This window comes from Cognatiluteimonas weifangensis (assembly GCF_003416885.1).
Taxonomy (GTDB): domain Bacteria; phylum Pseudomonadota; class Gammaproteobacteria; order Xanthomonadales; family Xanthomonadaceae; genus Cognatiluteimonas; species Cognatiluteimonas weifangensis.
This window is the reverse complement of the sequence record NZ_QVPD01000006.1, coordinates 1-16969: the sequence shown is the minus strand read 5'-3', so window position 1 is coordinate 16969 and position 16969 is coordinate 1. Positions and strand designations below refer to the sequence as shown.

Sequence of the window (16969 nt, the reverse complement as noted above, 5' to 3'; positions counted from 1 at the left end):
CGTCCCTGTAGGCTCCTCGGCGGCTTGCTCGCCTGCGCTCTCCTGCGCAGGCGGCAAGACCGGGGTGGGCCATCCCTGGCCCACCCGTCCGGCGCAGTGCGCCGGACCCATGCCGCCGACGGTCCCGCACAGGCCGGGCCACCGCTTCTGGGCAAGTGAGTCGGCGCCTGTAAAAAGAGCCGCCGAAGCGACGATCTTCAATCTCGCCAAGTCGCCGCCCGGCGGGCTGGGGGTGCGGAGAGTGGGCCATGGATGGCCCACGACCCGACTTAAAGACAGGAGGTCGTCAGGAGGGCGCAGCACCCCCAGCCCGCCGGGCGGCGACTGTGTCCGAAGCCGATTCTGCTATTGAGCAGGCCATAGTGGAGGACTGTCCATTGCTGCAGTGCAATAGCACCGCATCGATGTCCATCGCTGGAACCTGGGTGGGCCTCCGAAATAGTGGATTCTCAAAATTTGAGACGAAACAGCAGCTTGTGGATAAAGCTTGAACAAGTCTCTCAAGTGTTGCGCAAGTCATTGACCTGCCTAGCGAAAATTGCCCCGCAAAGTTGTTGACAACCCTCCGGGTCGCTCCTAAGGTGGCAGCTCGTGGGGAAACCGGGAATTTTGTGGTTTTCCTTGGGTCGTCAACCCGCCTCAGACGGGGGCACCGGGCAGCATGTTCCAGGGCGAGACCGCCATCACCATCGACGACAAGGGCCGGCTGGCGATTCCCACCAGTTACCGGGACCTGGTCGCGCGCGAGGCCGGCAACCGCCTGGTGTTCACCTACAACCCGTTCGAGGCCGGCTGCCTGTACCTGTACCCGCTGGCCGCCTGGGAAAAGGTCCGCGACCAGGTCAACGCGTTGCCGCGCACGCTCAGCCGCAGCCGGTTGCTGCAACTCAAGCTGGTCGGTGCCGCGGCCTTCGTCGAGCCCGACAACAGCGGCCGCATCTCGATCCCGGCGACGCAACGCAGCAGCTGCGGCCTGGAAAAGAAGGCCGTGCTGCTGGGCATGGGCGAAAAATTCGAACTCTGGAGCGAGCAGGCGCACCTGGCGCAGATCCGGCAGACGCTCAGCGATGCCGACCTGGGCGACGGACTGCTCGAGTTGCAGCTATGACGGCAGGTGGCCCCGGGGCAGGTCCCCGCCCAGGCCACCTTCCGGTGCTCTACGACGAGGTCATGGACGGCCTTGCCGTGAAGACGGATGGAACGTACCTGGATGGCACGTTCGGGCGCGGCGGCCATGCGCGCGGCGTGCTGGGCAAGCTGGGCCCGAGGGGGCGGCTGCTGCTGATGGACAAGGATCCCGAGGCGATCGCCTGCGCCGAACGCGAGTTCGGCGGCGATCCGCGCGTCGCCATCCACCGCGGCAGCTTCGCCGAGCTGGCGCGCTGGGACGCGACCGCCGCCGGCCTGGACGGGGTGCTGCTGGACCTGGGCGTGTCCTCGCCGCAACTGGACGTGGCGCAGCGCGGCTTCAGTTTCGGCAAGGACGGTCCGCTGGACATGCGCATGGACCCGGACAGCGGCGAAAGCGTCGCGCAGTGGCTGGCGCATGCCGACGAGGCGGCGATCGCCGACGTGCTGTGGACCTACGGCGAGGAGCGGATGTCGCGGCGGATCGCGCGCGCGATCGTGGCCGCGCGCGCGCAGCAGCCGATCGCGCGCACCGCGCAGCTGGCCGAGCTGATCGCCGCGGTGGTGCCGCGCGGCGCCGGGAAAATCCACCCGGCGACCCGCAGCTTCCAGGCGCTGCGGATCTTCATCAACCGCGAACTGGTCGACCTGGAGGCCGGGCTCGACGCCGCGCTGGCGCGCCTGAACGTCGGCGGACGGCTGGCGGTGATCAGCTTCCACTCGCTGGAAGATCGCATCGTCAAGCGCTTCATCGCCGCCCACGCCAAGGCGCCGCCGGCCAACCGGCGGCTGCCGGCGGCGCCGGCGTTCGCGCCGGCGCTGCGCGCGCTGGGCGGGGCGCGCAAGGCCGCGGCGGCCGAAGTCGCCGCCAACCCGCGCGCGCGCAGCGCGGTGCTGCGCGTGGCCGAACGCTTGCCGGCCCCGCGCCGGGAGGCCGCGGCATGAGCGTGCGCGTGCTGCTGGCGCTGCTGATCCTCGCCGACGTGCTGTCGGCGATCGGCGTGGTGTTCGCGCGCCACCAGCACCGGCAGTCGTTCATCGCCCTGACCAAGCTGGAGCGCGCGCGCGACGAGCTCAACATCGAATTCGGCCGGCTGCAGCTGGAGCAGGCGACCTGGGCCGAGAGCAACCGCATCGACCAGGTGGCGCGCACCCGGCTGGGGATGAAGTTTCCCGAGGCCGGCGAAATCGTGGTGGTGCGGCCATGAACGTCCGCGGCGTCGGCAAGCCGGGCAAGGCGGCCAGGCCGCGCGGCCGCACGCAGTTCAACCTGCGCGGACGGCTGGGGCTGGTCGCCGGGGCGCTCGGGCTGTGCTCGCTGGCGCTGGTCGGGCGCGCGGTCGACCTGCAGATCATCGACAACGACTTCTACCGCCAGCAGGGCGACGCGCGCTTCCTGCGCGAGATCCCGATCCCGACCTCGCGCGGCATGATCACCGACCGCAATGGCGAGCCGCTGGCGGTGTCCTCGCCGGTGGAGTCGATCTGGGGCAATCCGCAGGAGCTGCTGAAAGCCCCCGACCGCCTGCCGGAACTGGCGCGGGCGCTGGGGGTGCCGACCGAGCAGCTCACGCGCAAGCTCGGCCAGCGCAGCGACAAGGAGTTCGTCTACCTCAAGCGCCGCATCAATCCGGACGAGGCGCGGGCGATCCTCGCCCACGACATCCCCGGGGTCGCCTCGCAGCGCGAGTTCCGCCGCTTCTACCCGCAGGGCGAGGCGCTGGCGCACGTGCTCGGCTTCACCAACATCGACGACCGCGGCCAGGAAGGCGTGGAGCTGGCGTTCGACGACTGGCTGCGCGGCACCCCCGGCGCCAAGAAGGTGATCCGCGACCGCCGCGGCCGCATCGTCGAGAACGTCGACCTGGTGCGCGCCGCGCAGCCCGGCCGCGACCTGACCCTGTCGATCGACCGCCGCATCCAGTACCTGACCTACCGCGAGCTCAAGCGCGCGCTGCTGGAGACCGGCGCCAGCAGCGCCTCGGCGGTGGTGCTGGACATCGCCACCGGCGAGGTGCTGGCGATGGCCAACCTGCCCTCCTACAACCCCAACGCGGTCGATGGCAGCCGCCGCGACGCGCACCGCAACCGCGCCGTCACCGACGTGGTCGAGCCCGGCTCGACCATGAAGCCGGTCACCATCGCCGCCGGCCTCGCCGCGGGCGTGGTCACCCCCGACACCCTGATCGACACCCGCCCCGGCTGGATGCCCAACGGCCGCTACCGCACCACCGACACCCACAACTACGGCGTGCTCACCGTCACCGGCGTGATCACCAAGAGCTCCAACGTCGGCGCGGCCAAGGTCGCCCACCGGCTGTCCGACCGCCAGTTCTACGACTTCGTCCGGCGCTTCGGTTACGGCCGCGCGCCGCACAGCGGCTTTCCCGGCGAGTCCTCCGGCGTGCTGCCGCCGCCTTCGCGCTGGAGCGGCACCAGCAAGCAGACCATGGCCTACGGCTACGGCCTGTCGGCGACGCCGCTGCAGATCGCGCAGGTCTACGCCGCCTTCGCCAACGACGGGCGCATGATCGCGCCGACCTTCGTCAAGGGCCAACCCAACCCGCCCACGCAGGTGCTCGATCCGCGGATCGCGCATGAAGTGATGAGGATGATGCAGACGGTGACCGAACCCGGCGGGACCGCGACCCAGGCCGCGATCCTGGGTTACCACGTCGCCGGCAAGACCGGCACCGCGCGCATGGCCAGCGGCGGCGGCTATGCGCGCCGCTACGTGTCGCTGTTCGCCGGCGTGGTGCCGGTGGAGCATCCGCGCTTCTCGATGGCGGTGGTGGTCAGCGATCCCGATCCCGGCCGCCGCGGCTACTACGGCGGGTCGGTCTCCGGCCCGGTGTTCCACAACGTGATGCAGGGCGCGCTGCGGCTGATGGACGTGCCGCCGGACGACATCGAGACCTGGCTCGCGGCGCAGGCCCGGGCGCAGGGCGTCGGCAGCGCGGGCGCGGGCATCGCCGCGGCCGGGGCGCCGGCGGCGACCGGCGCCGCTGCGGGCGCCGTGCACGAGCCCGCGCAGCGGGTCCCGGCCGCGACCGGAGTCCGGCCATGACCCGCGCCATGCGCCTGGCCGAATTGCTGCCGGACGTGCCCGCGGTGCCGCCGCAGCTCGCGGTCACCGGTCTGGTGCAGGACAGCCGCGCGCTGCGCCCGGGCGATGCGTTCGTCGCCATCGCCGGCTTCGGCGCGCACGGCCTGCAGTTCGCCGCGCAGGCGCGCGCGGCCGGCGCCAGCGCGATCCTGTTCGAGCCGCCGGCGCCCGACGACCTTCCGGCGCCGGCCGACGCGATCGCGGTGCCGGGCCTGCGCGCGCGCATGGGCGCGCTGGCCGACCGCTTCCACGGCCACCCGTCGCGGGCGCTGACGATGGTCGGTGTCACCGGCACCAGCGGCAAGACCTCGACCGTGCAGTTGCTGGCGCAGGCCTGGAGCCTGCTGGGCATCCGCAGCGGCACCATCGGCACGCTCGGCGCCGGGCTCTACGGCGCGGCGATCGCGACCGGCTTCACCACTCCGCTGGTGCTGCAGATGCACGCGCTGCTGGCGCAGCTGCGCGACGCCGGCGCCCAGGCCGTGGCGATGGAGGTCAGCTCGCACGCGCTCGACCAGGGCCGCGTGGACGCGGTGCACTACGACGTCGCGGTGTTCACCAACCTCACCCGCGACCACCTCGATTACCACGGCGACATGGCGCGCTACGGCGCCGCCAAGGCCAGGCTGTTCGCCTGGCCGGGGCTGCGCGCGGCGGCGATCAACCGCGACGACGCCTTCGGCCGCGAACTGCTGGCCGCATTGCCGGCCGGGGTCCGCGGCATCGGCACCAGCTCGCGCGGGGCGCCGGCCGAGGTCCGCGCCGAGCACGCGGCGCTCGGTGCCGACGGCCTGGCGTTCGACCTGGTGATCGGCGCGGCGCGGCACCGCGTGCGCTCGCCGCTGCTGGGGCGCTTCAACATCGACAACCTGGTCGCGGTGGCGGCGGTGCTGCACGCGCTGGACCACGCGCCGGACGCCATCGCCGGCGTGCTGGCGCGGCTGCAGCCGATCCCCGGGCGCATGAACCGGCTCGGCGGCGAGCGCCTGGCCGACGGCAGCCGGCTGCCGCTGGTGGTGATCGACTACTCGCACAAGCCCGACGCGCTGCAGCAGGCGCTGGCCTCGCTGCGCGAGCATCTGCACGGGCGCCTGACCTGCGTGTTCGGCTGCGGCGGCGAGCGCGACCGCGGCAAGCGCCCGCAGATGGCGGCGATCGCCGAGGCCGGGGCCGAGGTGGTGATCGTCACCGACGACAACCCGCGCGGCGAGGACGGCGACGCCATCGTCGCCGACATCCTGGCCGGCTTCGCCGCACCGGCGCAGGTGCGGGTGGAGCGCGACCGCGGCCGGGCGATCGCGCATGCGATCGCCGCCGCCGGCGCGGACGACATCGTGCTGGTCGCCGGCAAGGGCCACGAGACCTACCAGGAGGTGGCCGGCGTCCGCCATCCCTTCGACGACAGCGACGTCGCGCGCCGGGCGCTGGCGCGGCGCGCGGCCGCGGCCCGCACGGAGAATCGGGCATGACGCCGCTGCCGCTCTCGCGCATCGCGCAATGGACCGGCGGCCGCCTGCACGGTGCCGACGTGCTGATCGACGCGGTCGCCAGCGATTCGCGCACGCTGGACGCCAGCGACGGCCGCGCGGCGCTGTTCGTGGCGCTGCAGGGCGAACACTTCGATGGCCACGACCACGTCGCCGCGGCGCAGCAGGCCGGTGCGCGCGCGGCGCTGGTGACGCACGCGGTGGAGGCGGCGCTGCCGCAGGTGGTGGTCGCCGACACCCAGCGCGCGCTGGGCGCGTTCGCCGCCGCGCTGCAGCGCACCCGTAGCACCAAGGTGGCGGCGATCACCGGCAGCAACGGCAAGACCAGCGTCAAGACCCTGCTGCTGCCGATCCTGCAGCGGGCGACGCTGCTCGGCGAGCAGGGCGCCTACGCCAACCCCGGCAACCGCAACAACGAGATCGGCCTGCCGCTGGCGGTGCTCGACGCCCCGGAGCAGGCGCAGTTCGCGATCTACGAGATGGGCGCCGGCAAGCCCGGCGACATCGCCTATCTGACCGCGATCGCGCGCCCGGACGCCGCCCTGGTCAACAACATCGCGCCCGCGCACCTGGAGCGGATGGGCAGCCTGCTCGGCGTGGCCGACACCAAGGCCGCGATCTACGACGCGCTGCCGCCGGACGGGGTTGCGGTGATCAACGCCGACGACGCCTTCGCGCCGTATTTCGCCGAGCGCGCGCACGGCCGCCGGCTGATCCGCTTCGGCCTGGACGCCAGCGCCGACGTGACCGCGCGCGAGGTGACGCTCGACGCCGCCGGCGCGCGTTTCGTGCTGTGCACGCCGCAGGGCGAGGTCGACGTCGTGCTGGCGCTGAGCGGCCGGCACAACGTGCGCAACGCGCTGGCCGCCGCGTCGCTGGCGCTGGGCCTGGGCGCCTCGCTGCAGGCGATCGCCGAGGGCCTGGCCGCCGCGCGCCCGGTCGCCGGGCGCCTGGTGCGCCATCGCCTGGCCGGCGGCGCGGAGCTGATCGACGACAGCTACAACGCCAATCCCGGCTCGCTCAACGCCGCGATCGACCTGCTGGCCGCGGACACCGCGTCGTCCGGCGGCGAAGCCTGGCTGGTGCTCGGCGACATGCGCGAGCTCGGCGCCGACGCGCACGCGCTGCACGCCGAAGCCGGGCGCCGCGCCCGGGCCGCCGGGCTGGCGCGGCTGTACGCGCTGGGGCCGCTGAGCGCGGCCGCGGCCGCGGCGTTCGGCCCCGGCGCGCGCCACTTCGAAACGCACGCGGCGCTGGCGCAGGCCCTGCGCGCGGACCTGGCGGCCGCCGCGCCCGCGGCCGCGCCGGCTGTGCTGGTCAAAGGCTCGCGCGGCAGCGCCATGGACCGGATCGCGCGCGCATTACTCGACGAGGGGACCGGCAATGCTGCTTGAGCTCACCCGCTGGCTGGAGCAGCTGCAGAGCCTGTTCGGGCTGTTCGGCTACCTCACCTTCCGTGGCATCCTCAGCGCGCTGACCGCGCTGGCGCTGGCGTTGTGGTGGGGCCCGGCGATGATCCGCAAGCTGGCCGAATTCAAGGGCCAGCCGATCCGCCAGGAGGGGCCCAAGAGCCACTTCTCCAAGGCCGGTACCCCGACCATGGGCGGGGCGCTGATCCTGTCCACCGTGCTCGCCTCGGTGCTGCTGTGGGGCGACCTGCGCAACAAGTACGTGTGGCTGGTGCTGCTGGTGATGGTCGCCTATGGCGCGATTGGCTGGTACGACGACTGGATCAAGATCGTCAAGCGCGACCCCAACGGCCTGAAGTCGCGCTGGAAGTACCTGCTGCAATCGGTCCTCGGCCTCGCGGTCGGCCTGTACCTGTACTACAGCGCCGACGTGCCGGCGGCGACCACCTTCTACATCCCGATGTTCAAGTCGGTGGCGCTGCCGCTGGTGAGCGTGAGCTTCGTGTTCATCGCCTACTTCTGGATCGTCGGCTTTTCCAATGCGGTCAACCTCACCGACGGCCTCGACGGCCTGGCGATCATGCCCACGGTGCTGGTGGCCTGCGCGCTGGGCGTGTTCGCCTACGCCTCCGGCCACGCCCAGTTCGCCAGCTACCTGCAGATCCCGCGCATCCCCAATGCCGGCGAGCTGGTGATCATCTGCGCCGCGATCGCCGGCGCCGGGCTGGGCTTTCTGTGGTTCAACACCTATCCGGCGATGGTGTTCATGGGCGACATCGGCGCGCTGGCGCTGGGCGCGGTGCTGGGCACCATCGCGGTGATCGTGCGCCAGGAACTGGTACTGGTGATCATGGGCGGCGTGTTCGTGGTCGAGACGCTGTCGGTGATGATCCAGGTGGCCTCGTTCAAGCTCACCGGCAAGCGCGTGTTCCGGATGGCGCCGATCCACCACCACTTCGAGCTCAAGGGCTGGCCCGAGCCGCGCGTGATCGTGCGCTTCTGGATCATCTCGGTGGTGCTGGTGCTGATCGGGCTGGCGACGTTGAAGGTGCGCTGATGACCGACCTGCACCAGGCGACCCGACTCGACGCCATCGGCGGCCGCCACGACCCGTGGCTGCTCGGGGTGTCGATCGCGCTGGCCTGCTTCGGCGTGGTGATGGTCGCTTCCAGCTCGATCGCGATCGGCGAAGGCCTGGGCGTGGGCCCGTTCTATTTCCTCGGCCGCCACGTGGTGTTCCTGGCGGTGGGCTGCGCGCTGGCGCTGTGGCTGATGCGCACCGAGCTCAAGGCGGTGGAGCAGCAGGGGCAGTGGCTGCTGCTGGCCTGTTTCGTGCTGCTGCTGCTGGTGTTCGTGCCGGGCATCGGCGTCAGCGTCAACGGCGCGCGCCGCTGGCTCAACCTGGGCATCGCCAACTTCCAGGCGGTGGAGGCGGTGAAGCTGCTGTACATCGTCTGGCTCGCCTCCTACCTCAAGCGCTACAGCGAGGACGTGACCGCGACCTGGTCGGCGATGCTCAAGCCGCTGGGGGTGGCGGTGCTGCTGGTGGCGCTGCTGATCGCGCAGCCGGACTTCGGCTCGCTGTCGCTGATCCTGGCGGTGACCGCGGGGATGCTGGTGCTGGGCGGGGTCAACATGCCGCGGATGTTCGGGCCGGTGCTGGTCGGGCTGCCGCTGCTGGCGATGGTCGCGATCGCCGAACCTTACCGCGTGCGTCGTTTCACCTCGTTCCTGGATCCGTGGGCGGACCCGTTCAACAGCGGCTACCAGCTGACCAACGCGCTGATGGCGGTCGGGCGCGGGGAGTGGTTCGGGGTCGGCCTCGGCGCCTCGGTGCAGAAGCTCGCCTACCTGCCGGAGGCGCACACCGACTTCATCCTGGCGGTGATCGCCGAGGAGCTGGGTTTCGTCGGCGTATGCGCGGTGATCGGCGCCTACGCGCTGCTGGCTGGGCGCGGTTTCTGGATCGGGCTCAAGTGCGTGGAGATGCGCCGGCATTTCGCCGGCTATTGCGCGTTCGGCATCGCCTTGCTGGTGAGCCTGCAGAGTTTCGTTTCGATCGGCGTCAACCTCGGGTTGCTGCCGACCAAGGGCCTGACCCTGCCGCTGGTGTCCTCCGGCGGCTCCAGCGTGCTGATGACCTGCGCCGCGCTGGGGCTGCTGTTGCGGGTGAGCTACGAGCTCGAGCGCGCGCAGCGCCAGGTCGCGCTGCGGCGCGGCGAGGCGGCGCCGCTGGCGGAGGTGGTGCGCACGCCGCCGCCGCCGACCGCGCAGCCGCCGCTGCCGGCCGCCGGCAAGCTCGCGCGCGGCAGCGCGCGCCTGCGGCAGCGGGTCGAGCCCGTGGCCGGCCCGACGCACGCCCGCGCGCCGGCCGCGCTCGGCCTGAGGAAGCGCCCGTGAGCGCCGCCCGCACGCGTCGCGACGGGCCGGTGCTGATCCTCGCCGGCGGCACCGGCGGGCACATCTTCCCGGGCCTGGCGGTGGCCGCGGCGCTGCGCGCGCGCGGAGTGCCGGTGGCATGGCTGGGTGCCGACGCCGGCATGGAGACGCGGCTGGTGCCGCAGCACGGCATCGCCATCGACACGATCGCGGTCAAGGGCCTGCGCGGCAAGGGCGTGCTCGCCCTGCTCGGCGCGCCCTGGCGCGTGTTCCGCGCGATCCGCGCCGCCTCGCGGGTGATGCGCGCGCGGCAGCCGTCGGCGGTGATCAGCTTCGGCGGTTACGCCGCCGGCCCCGGCGGCATTGCCGCGCGGCTGCGCGGGGTGCCGCTGCTGGTGCACGAGCAGAACCGCGCCCCGGGCCTGACCAACCGCGTGCTGGCGCGGTTCGCGCGGCGGGTGCTGACCGGGTTCCCGCAGACCTTCAGGGGCGTCGCCGAAGACGTGGTCGGCAATCCGGTGCGCGGCGAGATCGCGGCGTTGCCGCCGCCGGCGCAGCGCTTCGCCACCCGCAGCGGGGCGTTGCGGCTGCTGGTGCTGGGCGGCAGCCAGGGCGCGCGCGCGCTCAACGACGCGTTGCCGCGCGCGCTGGCCACCCTCACCGGCAAGATCGTGGTCCGCCACCAGTGCGGCGAGAAGCTGCGCGAGGACGCCGAGCGCGCCTACGCCCGGGCCGGGGTGGCCGCCACCGTGGAGCCGTTCATCGCCGACATGGCCGCGGCCTACGCCGGCGCCGACCTGGTGGTCTGTCGCGCCGGCGCGCTGACCCTGGCCGAACTGTGCGCCGCCGGCATCGGCAGCGTGCTGGTGCCGTTCCCGCAGGCGGTCGACGACCACCAGACCCGCAACGCCGAATACCTGGTCGAGCGCGGCGCCGCCGTGCTGCTGCCGCAGGGCGCGGCCCTGGTCGAGGAACTGCGCGCCACCTTGAGCGTGCTCGCCGCCAATCCGCAGCGCCGGCTGGCGATGGCCGAAGCCGCGCGCGCGCTGGCCCGGCCCGACGCCGCCGAACGCGTCGCCGATGCCGTGCTCGCCCTCGCCACCCCCAAGGAGACCGCATGAGCGCCGTCCGTCGCATGCTCGCCAGCCGCGACCTGGCCCGCACCCGTCTGGACGGGGCCGCCAACCGCGTGCACTTCGTCGGCATCGGCGGGGTCGGCATGAGCGGCATCGCCGAGGTGCTGTGCACCCTGGGCTACACCGTGTCCGGCTCCGACAACGCCGACAATGCGGTGACCCGGCGCCTGGCCTCGCTGGGCGCCAGCATCCACCGCGGCCACGCCGCCGAGCACGTGCACGGCGCCGATTGCGTGGTCGCTTCCAGCGCGATCAAGCGCGACAACCCGGAGCTGGTCGAAGCGCGTGCGCGCCGCATCCCGGTGGTGCCGCGCGCGGAAATGCTGGCCGAGCTGATGCGCTTTCGTCGCGGCATCGCGGTCGCCGGCACCCACGGCAAGACCACCACCACCTCGCTGCTGGCCAGCGTGCTCGGCGAGGGCGGGCTGGACCCGACCTTCGTCATCGGCGGCAAGCTGCTGGCCGCCGGCGCCAACGCGCGCCTGGGCGGTGGCCAGTGGCTGGTGGCCGAGGCCGACGAGAGCGACGGCAGCTTCCTGCGCCTGAATCCGCTGGTTGCCATCGTCACCAACATCGACGCCGACCACCTGGAGAACTACGGCGGCGATTTCGCCCGGGTGCAGGCGGCGTTCGCCGAATTCCTGCACCGGCTGCCGTTCTACGGCCTGGCGGTGCTGTGCATCGACGACCCGGAAGTCGCCGCGCTCGCCGGCACCACCTCGCGCCACGTGATGACCTACGGCTTCAGCGACGCCGCCGACGTGCGTGCGCAGGACGTGCGCCAGGACGGCGCCCGCATGCGCTACACCCTGTGCCTGCCCGACGCCAGCCGCACCGAGATCGAACTGGCGCTGCCGGGCCGTCACAACGTGCTCAACTCGCTGGCCGCGGCCGCGGTCGGCTGGCAACTCGGGATCGGCCCCGACGCGATCGCGCGCGCGCTGCAGAAGTTCCAGGGCATCGGCCGCCGCTTCAACCTGCTGGCGCAGCTGACCACCGCCAAGGGGGCGCGGGTGCAGTTGGTGGACGACTACGGCCACCATCCCAAGGAGCTGGAAGCGGTGTTCGCCGCCGCGCGCGGCGGCTGGCCGGACAAGCGCCTGGTGGTCGCGTTCCAGCCGCATCGCTACACCCGCACCCGCGACCTGCTGGACGATTTCGCCGGGGTGCTGTCGTCGGTCGATGCGCTGGTGCTGAGCGAGGTCTACCCGGCCGGCGAGGCGCCGATCGCCGGTGCCGACGCGCGCGCGCTGGCGCGGGCGATCCGCGCCCGCGGCCGCATCGACCCGGTGGTGGTGGACAGCGTCGGCGACCTGGCCACGGTGCTGCCCGACATCCTGCGCGACGGCGACCTGCTGCTGCTGATGGGCGCCGGCGACATCGGCCAGGCCGCGCAGCAGCTGGCGGCGGCCGGTTTCGCCGCGGCCACGGCCGAAGGAGCGGCGCCGTGAGCGTGCGGCTGCCGCCGCTGCGCGTCCAGGACCCGGCCGTGTTCGGCCACGTCGCGGTGCTGATGGGCGGCACCAGCGCCGAGCGCGAGGTGTCGCTGGACTCCGGCCGCAACGTGCTGGCCGCGCTGCGCGCGCGCGGCGTGCGCGCCGACGCGGTCGACGGCATCCCCAACCTGCTGCGCGAGCTGCAGGACGGGCACTTCGACCGCGTGTTCCACGTCCTCCACGGTAACAAGGGCGGTGGCGAGGACGGCGTGCTGCAGGGCCTGCTGGAGGCGCTGGGCGTGCCCTACACCGGCTCGGGCGTGCTCGGCAGCGCGCTGTCGATGGACAAGATCCGCAGCAAGCAGGTGTGGCTGGCGCTGGGCCTGCCGACGCCGCGCTACGTGCGCCTGTCGCGCGGCGCCGACGTGCACGCGGCGGCGCGCGAACTCGGCCTGCCGGTGATCGTCAAGCCGGCCTGCGAGGGCTCCAGCGTCGGCGTCAGCCGCGTCTACGGCGAGGCCGACCTGGACGCCGCGATCGCGCTGGCCGCGCAATACCCGGGCGAGCTGCTGATGGAGCAGCTGATCGAGGGCGGCGAATACACCATCGGCGTGCTCGGCGGCCAGGCGCTGGCCAGCATCCACATCGTGCCCAAGGGCGCCTGGTACGACTACAACGCCAAGTACGTCGCCGAGGACACCCAGTACATCTGCCCCGGTCTCGACGAGGCCGGCGAGGCGCAGGCGCGCGAGCAGGCCGAGCGCGCGTTCGCCGCGCTCGACCTGCGCGGCTGGGCGCGGATCGACTTCATGCGCGACCGCGACGGCCGCAACTGGCTGCTGGAGGCCAACACCGCGCCGGGCATGACCAGCCATTCGCTGATGCCCAAGTCCGCCGCCGCCTTCGGGGTGTCGTTCGAGGAGCTGTGCTGGCGGATCCTGGAGATGACCGTGGCCCAGGGAGCGGGGCCATGAACGCGATCCTGCGCCTGCTCGCCTGGACTCTGGCCGTGCTGCTGGTGGCGCTGCCGGTGGTGGCCGTGGTCAATGGCTGGATCGGCGCCGAGCGCTGGCCGCTGCGCACGCTGCGGGTGCAGGGCGCGCTGCAGCGGGTGGACGCGGCGCGCCTGCAGCAGACGCTGCTGCCGTACGCGCAGCGCGGGTTCTTCGCGGTGCGTCTGGGCGACGCCCGGGCCGCGGTGGCGGCGTTGCCGTGGGTCGAGCACGCCGAGGTGCGCAAGCGCTGGCCGGACGTGCTGGAGGTGCGGATCGTCGAGCACCGGCCGTTCGCGCAGTGGGGCGCGGACCGGCTGCTGTCGGAGCAGGGCCGGCTGTTTCCGGCGGCCGGGATCGCGGTGCCCAGGGGCCTGCCGCGCCTGGACGGCCCCGACGCGCGCGTCGCCGCGGTGGTCGCGCTCTACAACGAGGCGCGGGTGCTGTTCGCGCCCAGCGGCATCGACGTGCGCGCGCTGACCCTGGACCGGCGCGGCAGCTGGTCGCTGCGGCTGTCCGACGGCACCGACGTGGTGGTCGGCAGCAGCGAGGCGCGGCTGCGGCTGGCGCGTTTCGCGCGGCTGCTGCCGCAGCTGCTGTCGCAGCAGCAGCGGCCGCTGGCGCGCGCGGACCTGCGCTACACCAACGGCTTCGCCCTGAGCTGGGCGCCGGCACAACCGCCGCAAACCGCAACCCCGCCCCGGCCCCGCGCAGGCGCGGACCGGCGCAGTACGGAAGGACGGACATGAATCGCAAGGGTGACAAGGCTCTGATCGTCGGCCTGGACATCGGCACCTCCAAGGTGGTGGCGCTGGTGGGTGAATATTCGCCGGGCAACCCGATCGAAGTGATCGGCATCGGCTCGCACGAATCGCGCGGCCTGCGCCGCGGGGTGGTGGTCGACATCGAATCCACGGTGCAGTCGATCCAGCGCGCGGTGGAGGAGGCCGAGCTGATGGCCGGCTGCGAGATCCGCTCGGTGTACGCGTCGATCTCCGGCAACCACGTGCAGTGCCGCAACTCGCCCGGGATCGTGCCGATCCGCGACGGCGAGGTGACCTGGGGCGACCTGGACCGCGTGCTCGAGGCGGCCAAGGCGGTGGCGATCCCGGCCGACCAGAAGATCCTGCACGCGATCCCGCGCGAATACGTGCTCGACGACTCGCAGGAAGGCATCCGCAACCCGGTCGGCATGACCGGCGTGCGCCTGGAGGTGCATGCGCACCTGGTGGTGTGCGCGAACTCGGCCGCCGCCAACATCAGCAAATGCGTGCAGCGCTGCGGCCTGCAGGTCGACGACCTGATCCTGTCGCCGCTGGCTTCCGCGACCGCGGTGCTGACCGCCGACGAGCGCGAGCTCGGCGTGGCGCTGGTGGACATCGGCGCCGGCACCACCGACCTGGCGGTGTTCGTGCAGGGCGCGATCAGCCACACCGCCTCGCTGCCGATCGCCGGCGACCACGTCACCAACGACATCGCGCACATGCTGCGCACGCCGACGCCGGAAGCCGAGCAGATCAAGGTCCGCTACGCCTGCGCGCTGGCGCAGCTGGCCACCGCCGAGGAAAGCATCCAGGTGCCCAGCGTCGGCGAGCGGCCGCCGCGGCGGCTGCCGCGGCATTCGCTGGCGCAGGCTGTGCAGGGCCGCTACGAGGAGATCTTCGAGATGGTGCAGGCCGAGCTGCGCCGCAGCGGCTTCGAGGAGCTGGTGCGCGCCGGCATGGTGCTCACCGGCGGTGCCTCGAAGATGGAAGGCGTGGTCGAGCTGGCCGAGGAGATGCTGCAGATGCCGGTGCGCGTGGGCATCCCGCAGCACGTCACCGGCCTGGGCGAGGTGGTCGGCAACCCGGTGCACGCCACCGGCGTCGGCCTGCTGCTGATGGGCAGCCAGATCGAGCACCCGCGGCGGCCGGTGATCCCGACCGGACGCGCCGGCAGCTTCTTCAACAAGCTGAAGAACTGGTACCGCGGCGAGTTCTGACGCCGCGGCGCGAACGAGCACCGGCGCGACGGCGCGCCGGCGGCAGGGCAGGCAGGGCGATTGCGGTACTTGGCAACACAACCCGATTCCACAACAACTAGCGGCACAGAACAGAGGACACGGACATGGCGCATTTCGAACTGGTGGAGAAGATGGCCCCGAACGCGGTCATCAAGGTGGTCGGCGTGGGCGGCGGCGGCGGCAACGCCGTGGCGCACATGGTCAGCAGCAGCGTCGACGGGGTGGAATTCATCACCGCCAACACCGACGCGCAGGCGATCAAGAACTGCGGCGCCAAGCTGCAGCTGCAGCTCGGCAGCAACGTCACCAAGGGCCTGGGCGCGGGCGCGAACCCCGAGGTCGGCCGCCAGGCCGCGCTCGAGGACCGCGAGCGGATCATGGACGCGCTGCAGGGCGCCGACATGGTGTTCATCACCGCCGGCATGGGCGGCGGCACCGGCACCGGCGCCGCGCCGGTGGTGGCGCAGCTGGCCAAGGAGATGGGCATCCTGACCGTGGCCGTGGTCACCAAGCCGTTCCCGTTCGAGGGCCGCCGCCGCATGCAGGTCGCGCTCAAGGGCATCGACGAGCTGAGCCAGCATTGCGACTCGCTGATCACCATCCCCAACGAGAAGCTGATCACCGTGCTCGGTCGCAACGCGACGATGATCCAGGCGTTCCGCGCCGCCAACGACGTGCTGCTGGGCGCGGTGCAAGGCATTGCCGACCTGATCGTGCGCCCGGGCCTGATCAACGTCGACTTCGCCGACGTGCGCACGGTGATGAGCGAGATGGGCCTGGCGATGATGGGCACCGGCCACGCTCGCGGCGACGACCGCGCCCAGGCGGCGGCCGAGGCGGCGATCCAGAACCCGCTGCTCGACGACGTCAACCTGTCCGGCGCCAACGGCATCCTGGTCAACATCACCGCCGGCCCGGACTTCACCATGGCCGAGTTCGACGAGGTCGGCCGCACCGTCGAGGGCTTCGCCAGCGAGGACGCGACCGTGGTCATCGGCACCGTGCTCGACCCGGACATGCAGGACGACGTCCGCGTCACCGTGGTCGCCACCGGCCTCAACCGCGCGGTCTCGCGGCAGCCGCTGCGCGGCGAGCGCGCGGACTTCGGCGCCGAGCCGGCGCGCAAGCCGCACGTGCAGCTGATCAACACCCAGGCGGGCAAGCGCGACGGCACCACCGGCATGCTGATCGACGAGGTCGCCGACCCGTTCCGGCCCGGTCAGGGCATCGCGGCGCACCTGCGCGGCCGCAGCAGCGGCGAACAAGGGGCCGCCACCCCGGCGGCGGCTGACTTCGGCGGCGACAGCAGCTACCTGGACATCCCGGCGTTCCTGCGCCGCCAGGCCGACTGATGCCGTCCATGGCGCTGCAATGCGGCTTCGGCTGGCCCTGCCCGGCTTGCCGGCCCCGCGCAGCGCGCGGGGCGTTCGCCCGAGGCACGCGGCAGTGCCGCGTGGGACGCCTCGTGCTCACCCGTGGCCGGGCGTTCGACGGCGCGCGAGGCGATGCCTCGCAAGCGCGCCGTCTCACCCTGCGCCGCCAGGCCGACTGACGCGGGACCGGATTCGGGCGCGCCAGCCCGCAGGATGTCTTGGCCGGTCGACCCGGGGTCGACCGGCCCGTTTCCCGCCCTCAAACGAAAGGGGGCGGAGGCAATCAAGTGTCTCTCCACTGCCGCGCGCGGAATTCTTAATTGACTCTCTTCCAGAATGCGGGGAGTCCCCGCGAGGGAAGCCGGCGATCCGGCCTGTGTGAGACATGTGGTGAACTCATGCTTCAGGTGCGGAAGCCTCCATGGAGGAAGCCGGTGGCCCGGCCTGTGCGGGACACGCCGTGAATACGTCCCTGTAGGCTCCTCGGCGGCATCCATGCCGCCGACGGTCCCGCACAGGCC

13 protein-coding genes and 1 pseudogene are annotated in these 16969 nt (G+C 72.5%); all 14 read left to right on the top strand.

The genetic code is table 11. The annotated features are described in order from the left end of the window. Window positions 1-661 precede the first annotated feature (661 nt). The 14 genes and pseudogenes from mraZ (at window position 662) to ftsZ (ending at window position 16427) form a co-directional block, all read left to right on the top strand. Window positions 662-1108 carry a division/cell wall cluster transcriptional repressor MraZ gene (mraZ, locus tag D0Y53_RS07280; protein ID WP_117202563.1) on the top strand — a complete coding sequence of 149 codons (447 nt, stop codon included), beginning with the start codon at window positions 662-664 and terminating at the stop codon, window positions 1106-1108. Further along, window positions 1105-2073 carry a 16S rRNA (cytosine(1402)-N(4))-methyltransferase RsmH gene (gene rsmH / locus D0Y53_RS07275; RefSeq protein WP_117202562.1) on the top strand — a complete coding sequence of 323 codons (969 nt, stop codon included), beginning with the start codon at window positions 1105-1107 and terminating at the stop codon, window positions 2071-2073. Before mraZ ends, rsmH begins: the two co-directional genes overlap by 4 nt. Beyond that, a complete protein-coding gene (gene ftsL, locus D0Y53_RS07270; RefSeq protein ID WP_117202561.1) occupies window positions 2070-2336 on the top strand; it encodes a cell division protein FtsL in 267 nt (88 codons plus the stop codon). The genes rsmH and ftsL overlap by 4 nt, the downstream gene beginning before the upstream one ends. Then, entirely contained in the window at window positions 2333-4195 is a 1863-nt protein-coding gene (locus D0Y53_RS07265; protein WP_117202560.1) for a peptidoglycan D,D-transpeptidase FtsI family protein, read from the top strand. Before ftsL ends, D0Y53_RS07265 begins: the two co-directional genes overlap by 4 nt. Beyond that, a complete protein-coding gene (locus D0Y53_RS07260) occupies window positions 4192-5703 on the top strand; it encodes a UDP-N-acetylmuramoyl-L-alanyl-D-glutamate--2,6-diaminopimelate ligase (RefSeq protein ID WP_199492024.1) in 1512 nt (503 codons plus the stop codon). The genes D0Y53_RS07265 and D0Y53_RS07260 overlap by 4 nt, the downstream gene beginning before the upstream one ends. Further along, window positions 5700-7115, top strand: a complete 1416-nt coding sequence (locus D0Y53_RS07255; protein WP_117202559.1) for a UDP-N-acetylmuramoyl-tripeptide--D-alanyl-D-alanine ligase — start codon at window positions 5700-5702, stop codon at window positions 7113-7115. The genes D0Y53_RS07260 and D0Y53_RS07255 overlap by 4 nt, the downstream gene beginning before the upstream one ends. Continuing rightward, complete coding sequence (gene mraY, locus D0Y53_RS07250; protein ID WP_117202558.1) at window positions 7105-8187, top strand: phospho-N-acetylmuramoyl-pentapeptide-transferase; 1083 nt, start codon at window positions 7105-7107, stop codon at window positions 8185-8187. The genes D0Y53_RS07255 and mraY overlap by 11 nt, the downstream gene beginning before the upstream one ends. Beyond that, window positions 8187-9530, top strand: a complete 1344-nt coding sequence (gene ftsW, locus D0Y53_RS07245; RefSeq protein WP_117202557.1) for a putative lipid II flippase FtsW — start codon at window positions 8187-8189, stop codon at window positions 9528-9530. Before mraY ends, ftsW begins: the two co-directional genes overlap by 1 nt. Continuing rightward, window positions 9527-10624, top strand: a pseudogene (gene murG / locus D0Y53_RS07240) (undecaprenyldiphospho-muramoylpentapeptide beta-N-acetylglucosaminyltransferase); the annotation flags it as partial. The gene ftsW and the pseudogene murG, both read left to right, overlap by 4 nt. A 2-nt stretch (window positions 10625-10626) precedes the next feature. After that, window positions 10627-12096 carry a UDP-N-acetylmuramate--L-alanine ligase gene (gene murC, locus D0Y53_RS07235; RefSeq protein ID WP_386725074.1) on the top strand — a complete coding sequence of 490 codons (1470 nt, stop codon included), beginning with the start codon at window positions 10627-10629 and terminating at the stop codon, window positions 12094-12096. Beyond that, window positions 12093-13055 carry a D-alanine--D-alanine ligase gene (locus D0Y53_RS07230; protein ID WP_325048066.1) on the top strand — a complete coding sequence of 321 codons (963 nt, stop codon included), beginning with the start codon at window positions 12093-12095 and terminating at the stop codon, window positions 13053-13055. The genes murC and D0Y53_RS07230 overlap by 4 nt, the downstream gene beginning before the upstream one ends. After that, complete coding sequence (locus tag D0Y53_RS07225; protein ID WP_117202556.1) at window positions 13052-13822, top strand: cell division protein FtsQ/DivIB; 771 nt, start codon at window positions 13052-13054, stop codon at window positions 13820-13822. Before D0Y53_RS07230 ends, D0Y53_RS07225 begins: the two co-directional genes overlap by 4 nt. Further along, on the top strand, window positions 13819-15054 hold the full coding sequence (gene ftsA, locus D0Y53_RS07220) for a cell division protein FtsA (protein WP_117202555.1): 1236 nt from the start codon (window positions 13819-13821) through the stop codon (window positions 15052-15054). Before D0Y53_RS07225 ends, ftsA begins: the two co-directional genes overlap by 4 nt. 125 nt (window positions 15055-15179) lie before the next feature. Beyond that, a complete protein-coding gene (ftsZ, locus tag D0Y53_RS07215; RefSeq protein WP_117202554.1) occupies window positions 15180-16427 on the top strand; it encodes a cell division protein FtsZ in 1248 nt (415 codons plus the stop codon). Window positions 16428-16969: the final 542 nt, after the last annotated feature.

What these genes read in the sequence shown, in the direction of transcription:
- mraZ (WP_117202563.1), top strand. Translation starts at nt 662, where the DNA reads ATGTTCCAGGGCGAGACCGCCATCACCATCGACGACAAGGGCCGGCTG.
- rsmH (WP_117202562.1), top strand. Translation starts at nt 1,105, where the DNA reads ATGACGGCAGGTGGCCCCGGGGCAGGTCCCCGCCCAGGCCACCTTCCG.
- ftsL (WP_117202561.1), top strand. Translation starts at nt 2,070, where the DNA reads ATGAGCGTGCGCGTGCTGCTGGCGCTGCTGATCCTCGCCGACGTGCTG.
- D0Y53_RS07265 (WP_117202560.1), top strand. Translation starts at nt 2,333, where the DNA reads ATGAACGTCCGCGGCGTCGGCAAGCCGGGCAAGGCGGCCAGGCCGCGC.
- D0Y53_RS07260 (WP_199492024.1), top strand. Translation starts at nt 4,192, where the DNA reads ATGACCCGCGCCATGCGCCTGGCCGAATTGCTGCCGGACGTGCCCGCG.
- D0Y53_RS07255 (WP_117202559.1), top strand. Translation starts at nt 5,700, where the DNA reads ATGACGCCGCTGCCGCTCTCGCGCATCGCGCAATGGACCGGCGGCCGC.
- mraY (WP_117202558.1), top strand. Translation starts at nt 7,105, where the DNA reads ATGCTGCTTGAGCTCACCCGCTGGCTGGAGCAGCTGCAGAGCCTGTTC.
- ftsW (WP_117202557.1), top strand. Translation starts at nt 8,187, where the DNA reads ATGACCGACCTGCACCAGGCGACCCGACTCGACGCCATCGGCGGCCGC.
- murC (WP_386725074.1), top strand. Translation starts at nt 10,627, where the DNA reads ATGAGCGCCGTCCGTCGCATGCTCGCCAGCCGCGACCTGGCCCGCACC.
- D0Y53_RS07225 (WP_117202556.1), top strand. Translation starts at nt 13,052, where the DNA reads ATGAACGCGATCCTGCGCCTGCTCGCCTGGACTCTGGCCGTGCTGCTG.
- ftsA (WP_117202555.1), top strand. Translation starts at nt 13,819, where the DNA reads ATGAATCGCAAGGGTGACAAGGCTCTGATCGTCGGCCTGGACATCGGC.
- ftsZ (WP_117202554.1), top strand. Translation starts at nt 15,180, where the DNA reads ATGGCGCATTTCGAACTGGTGGAGAAGATGGCCCCGAACGCGGTCATC.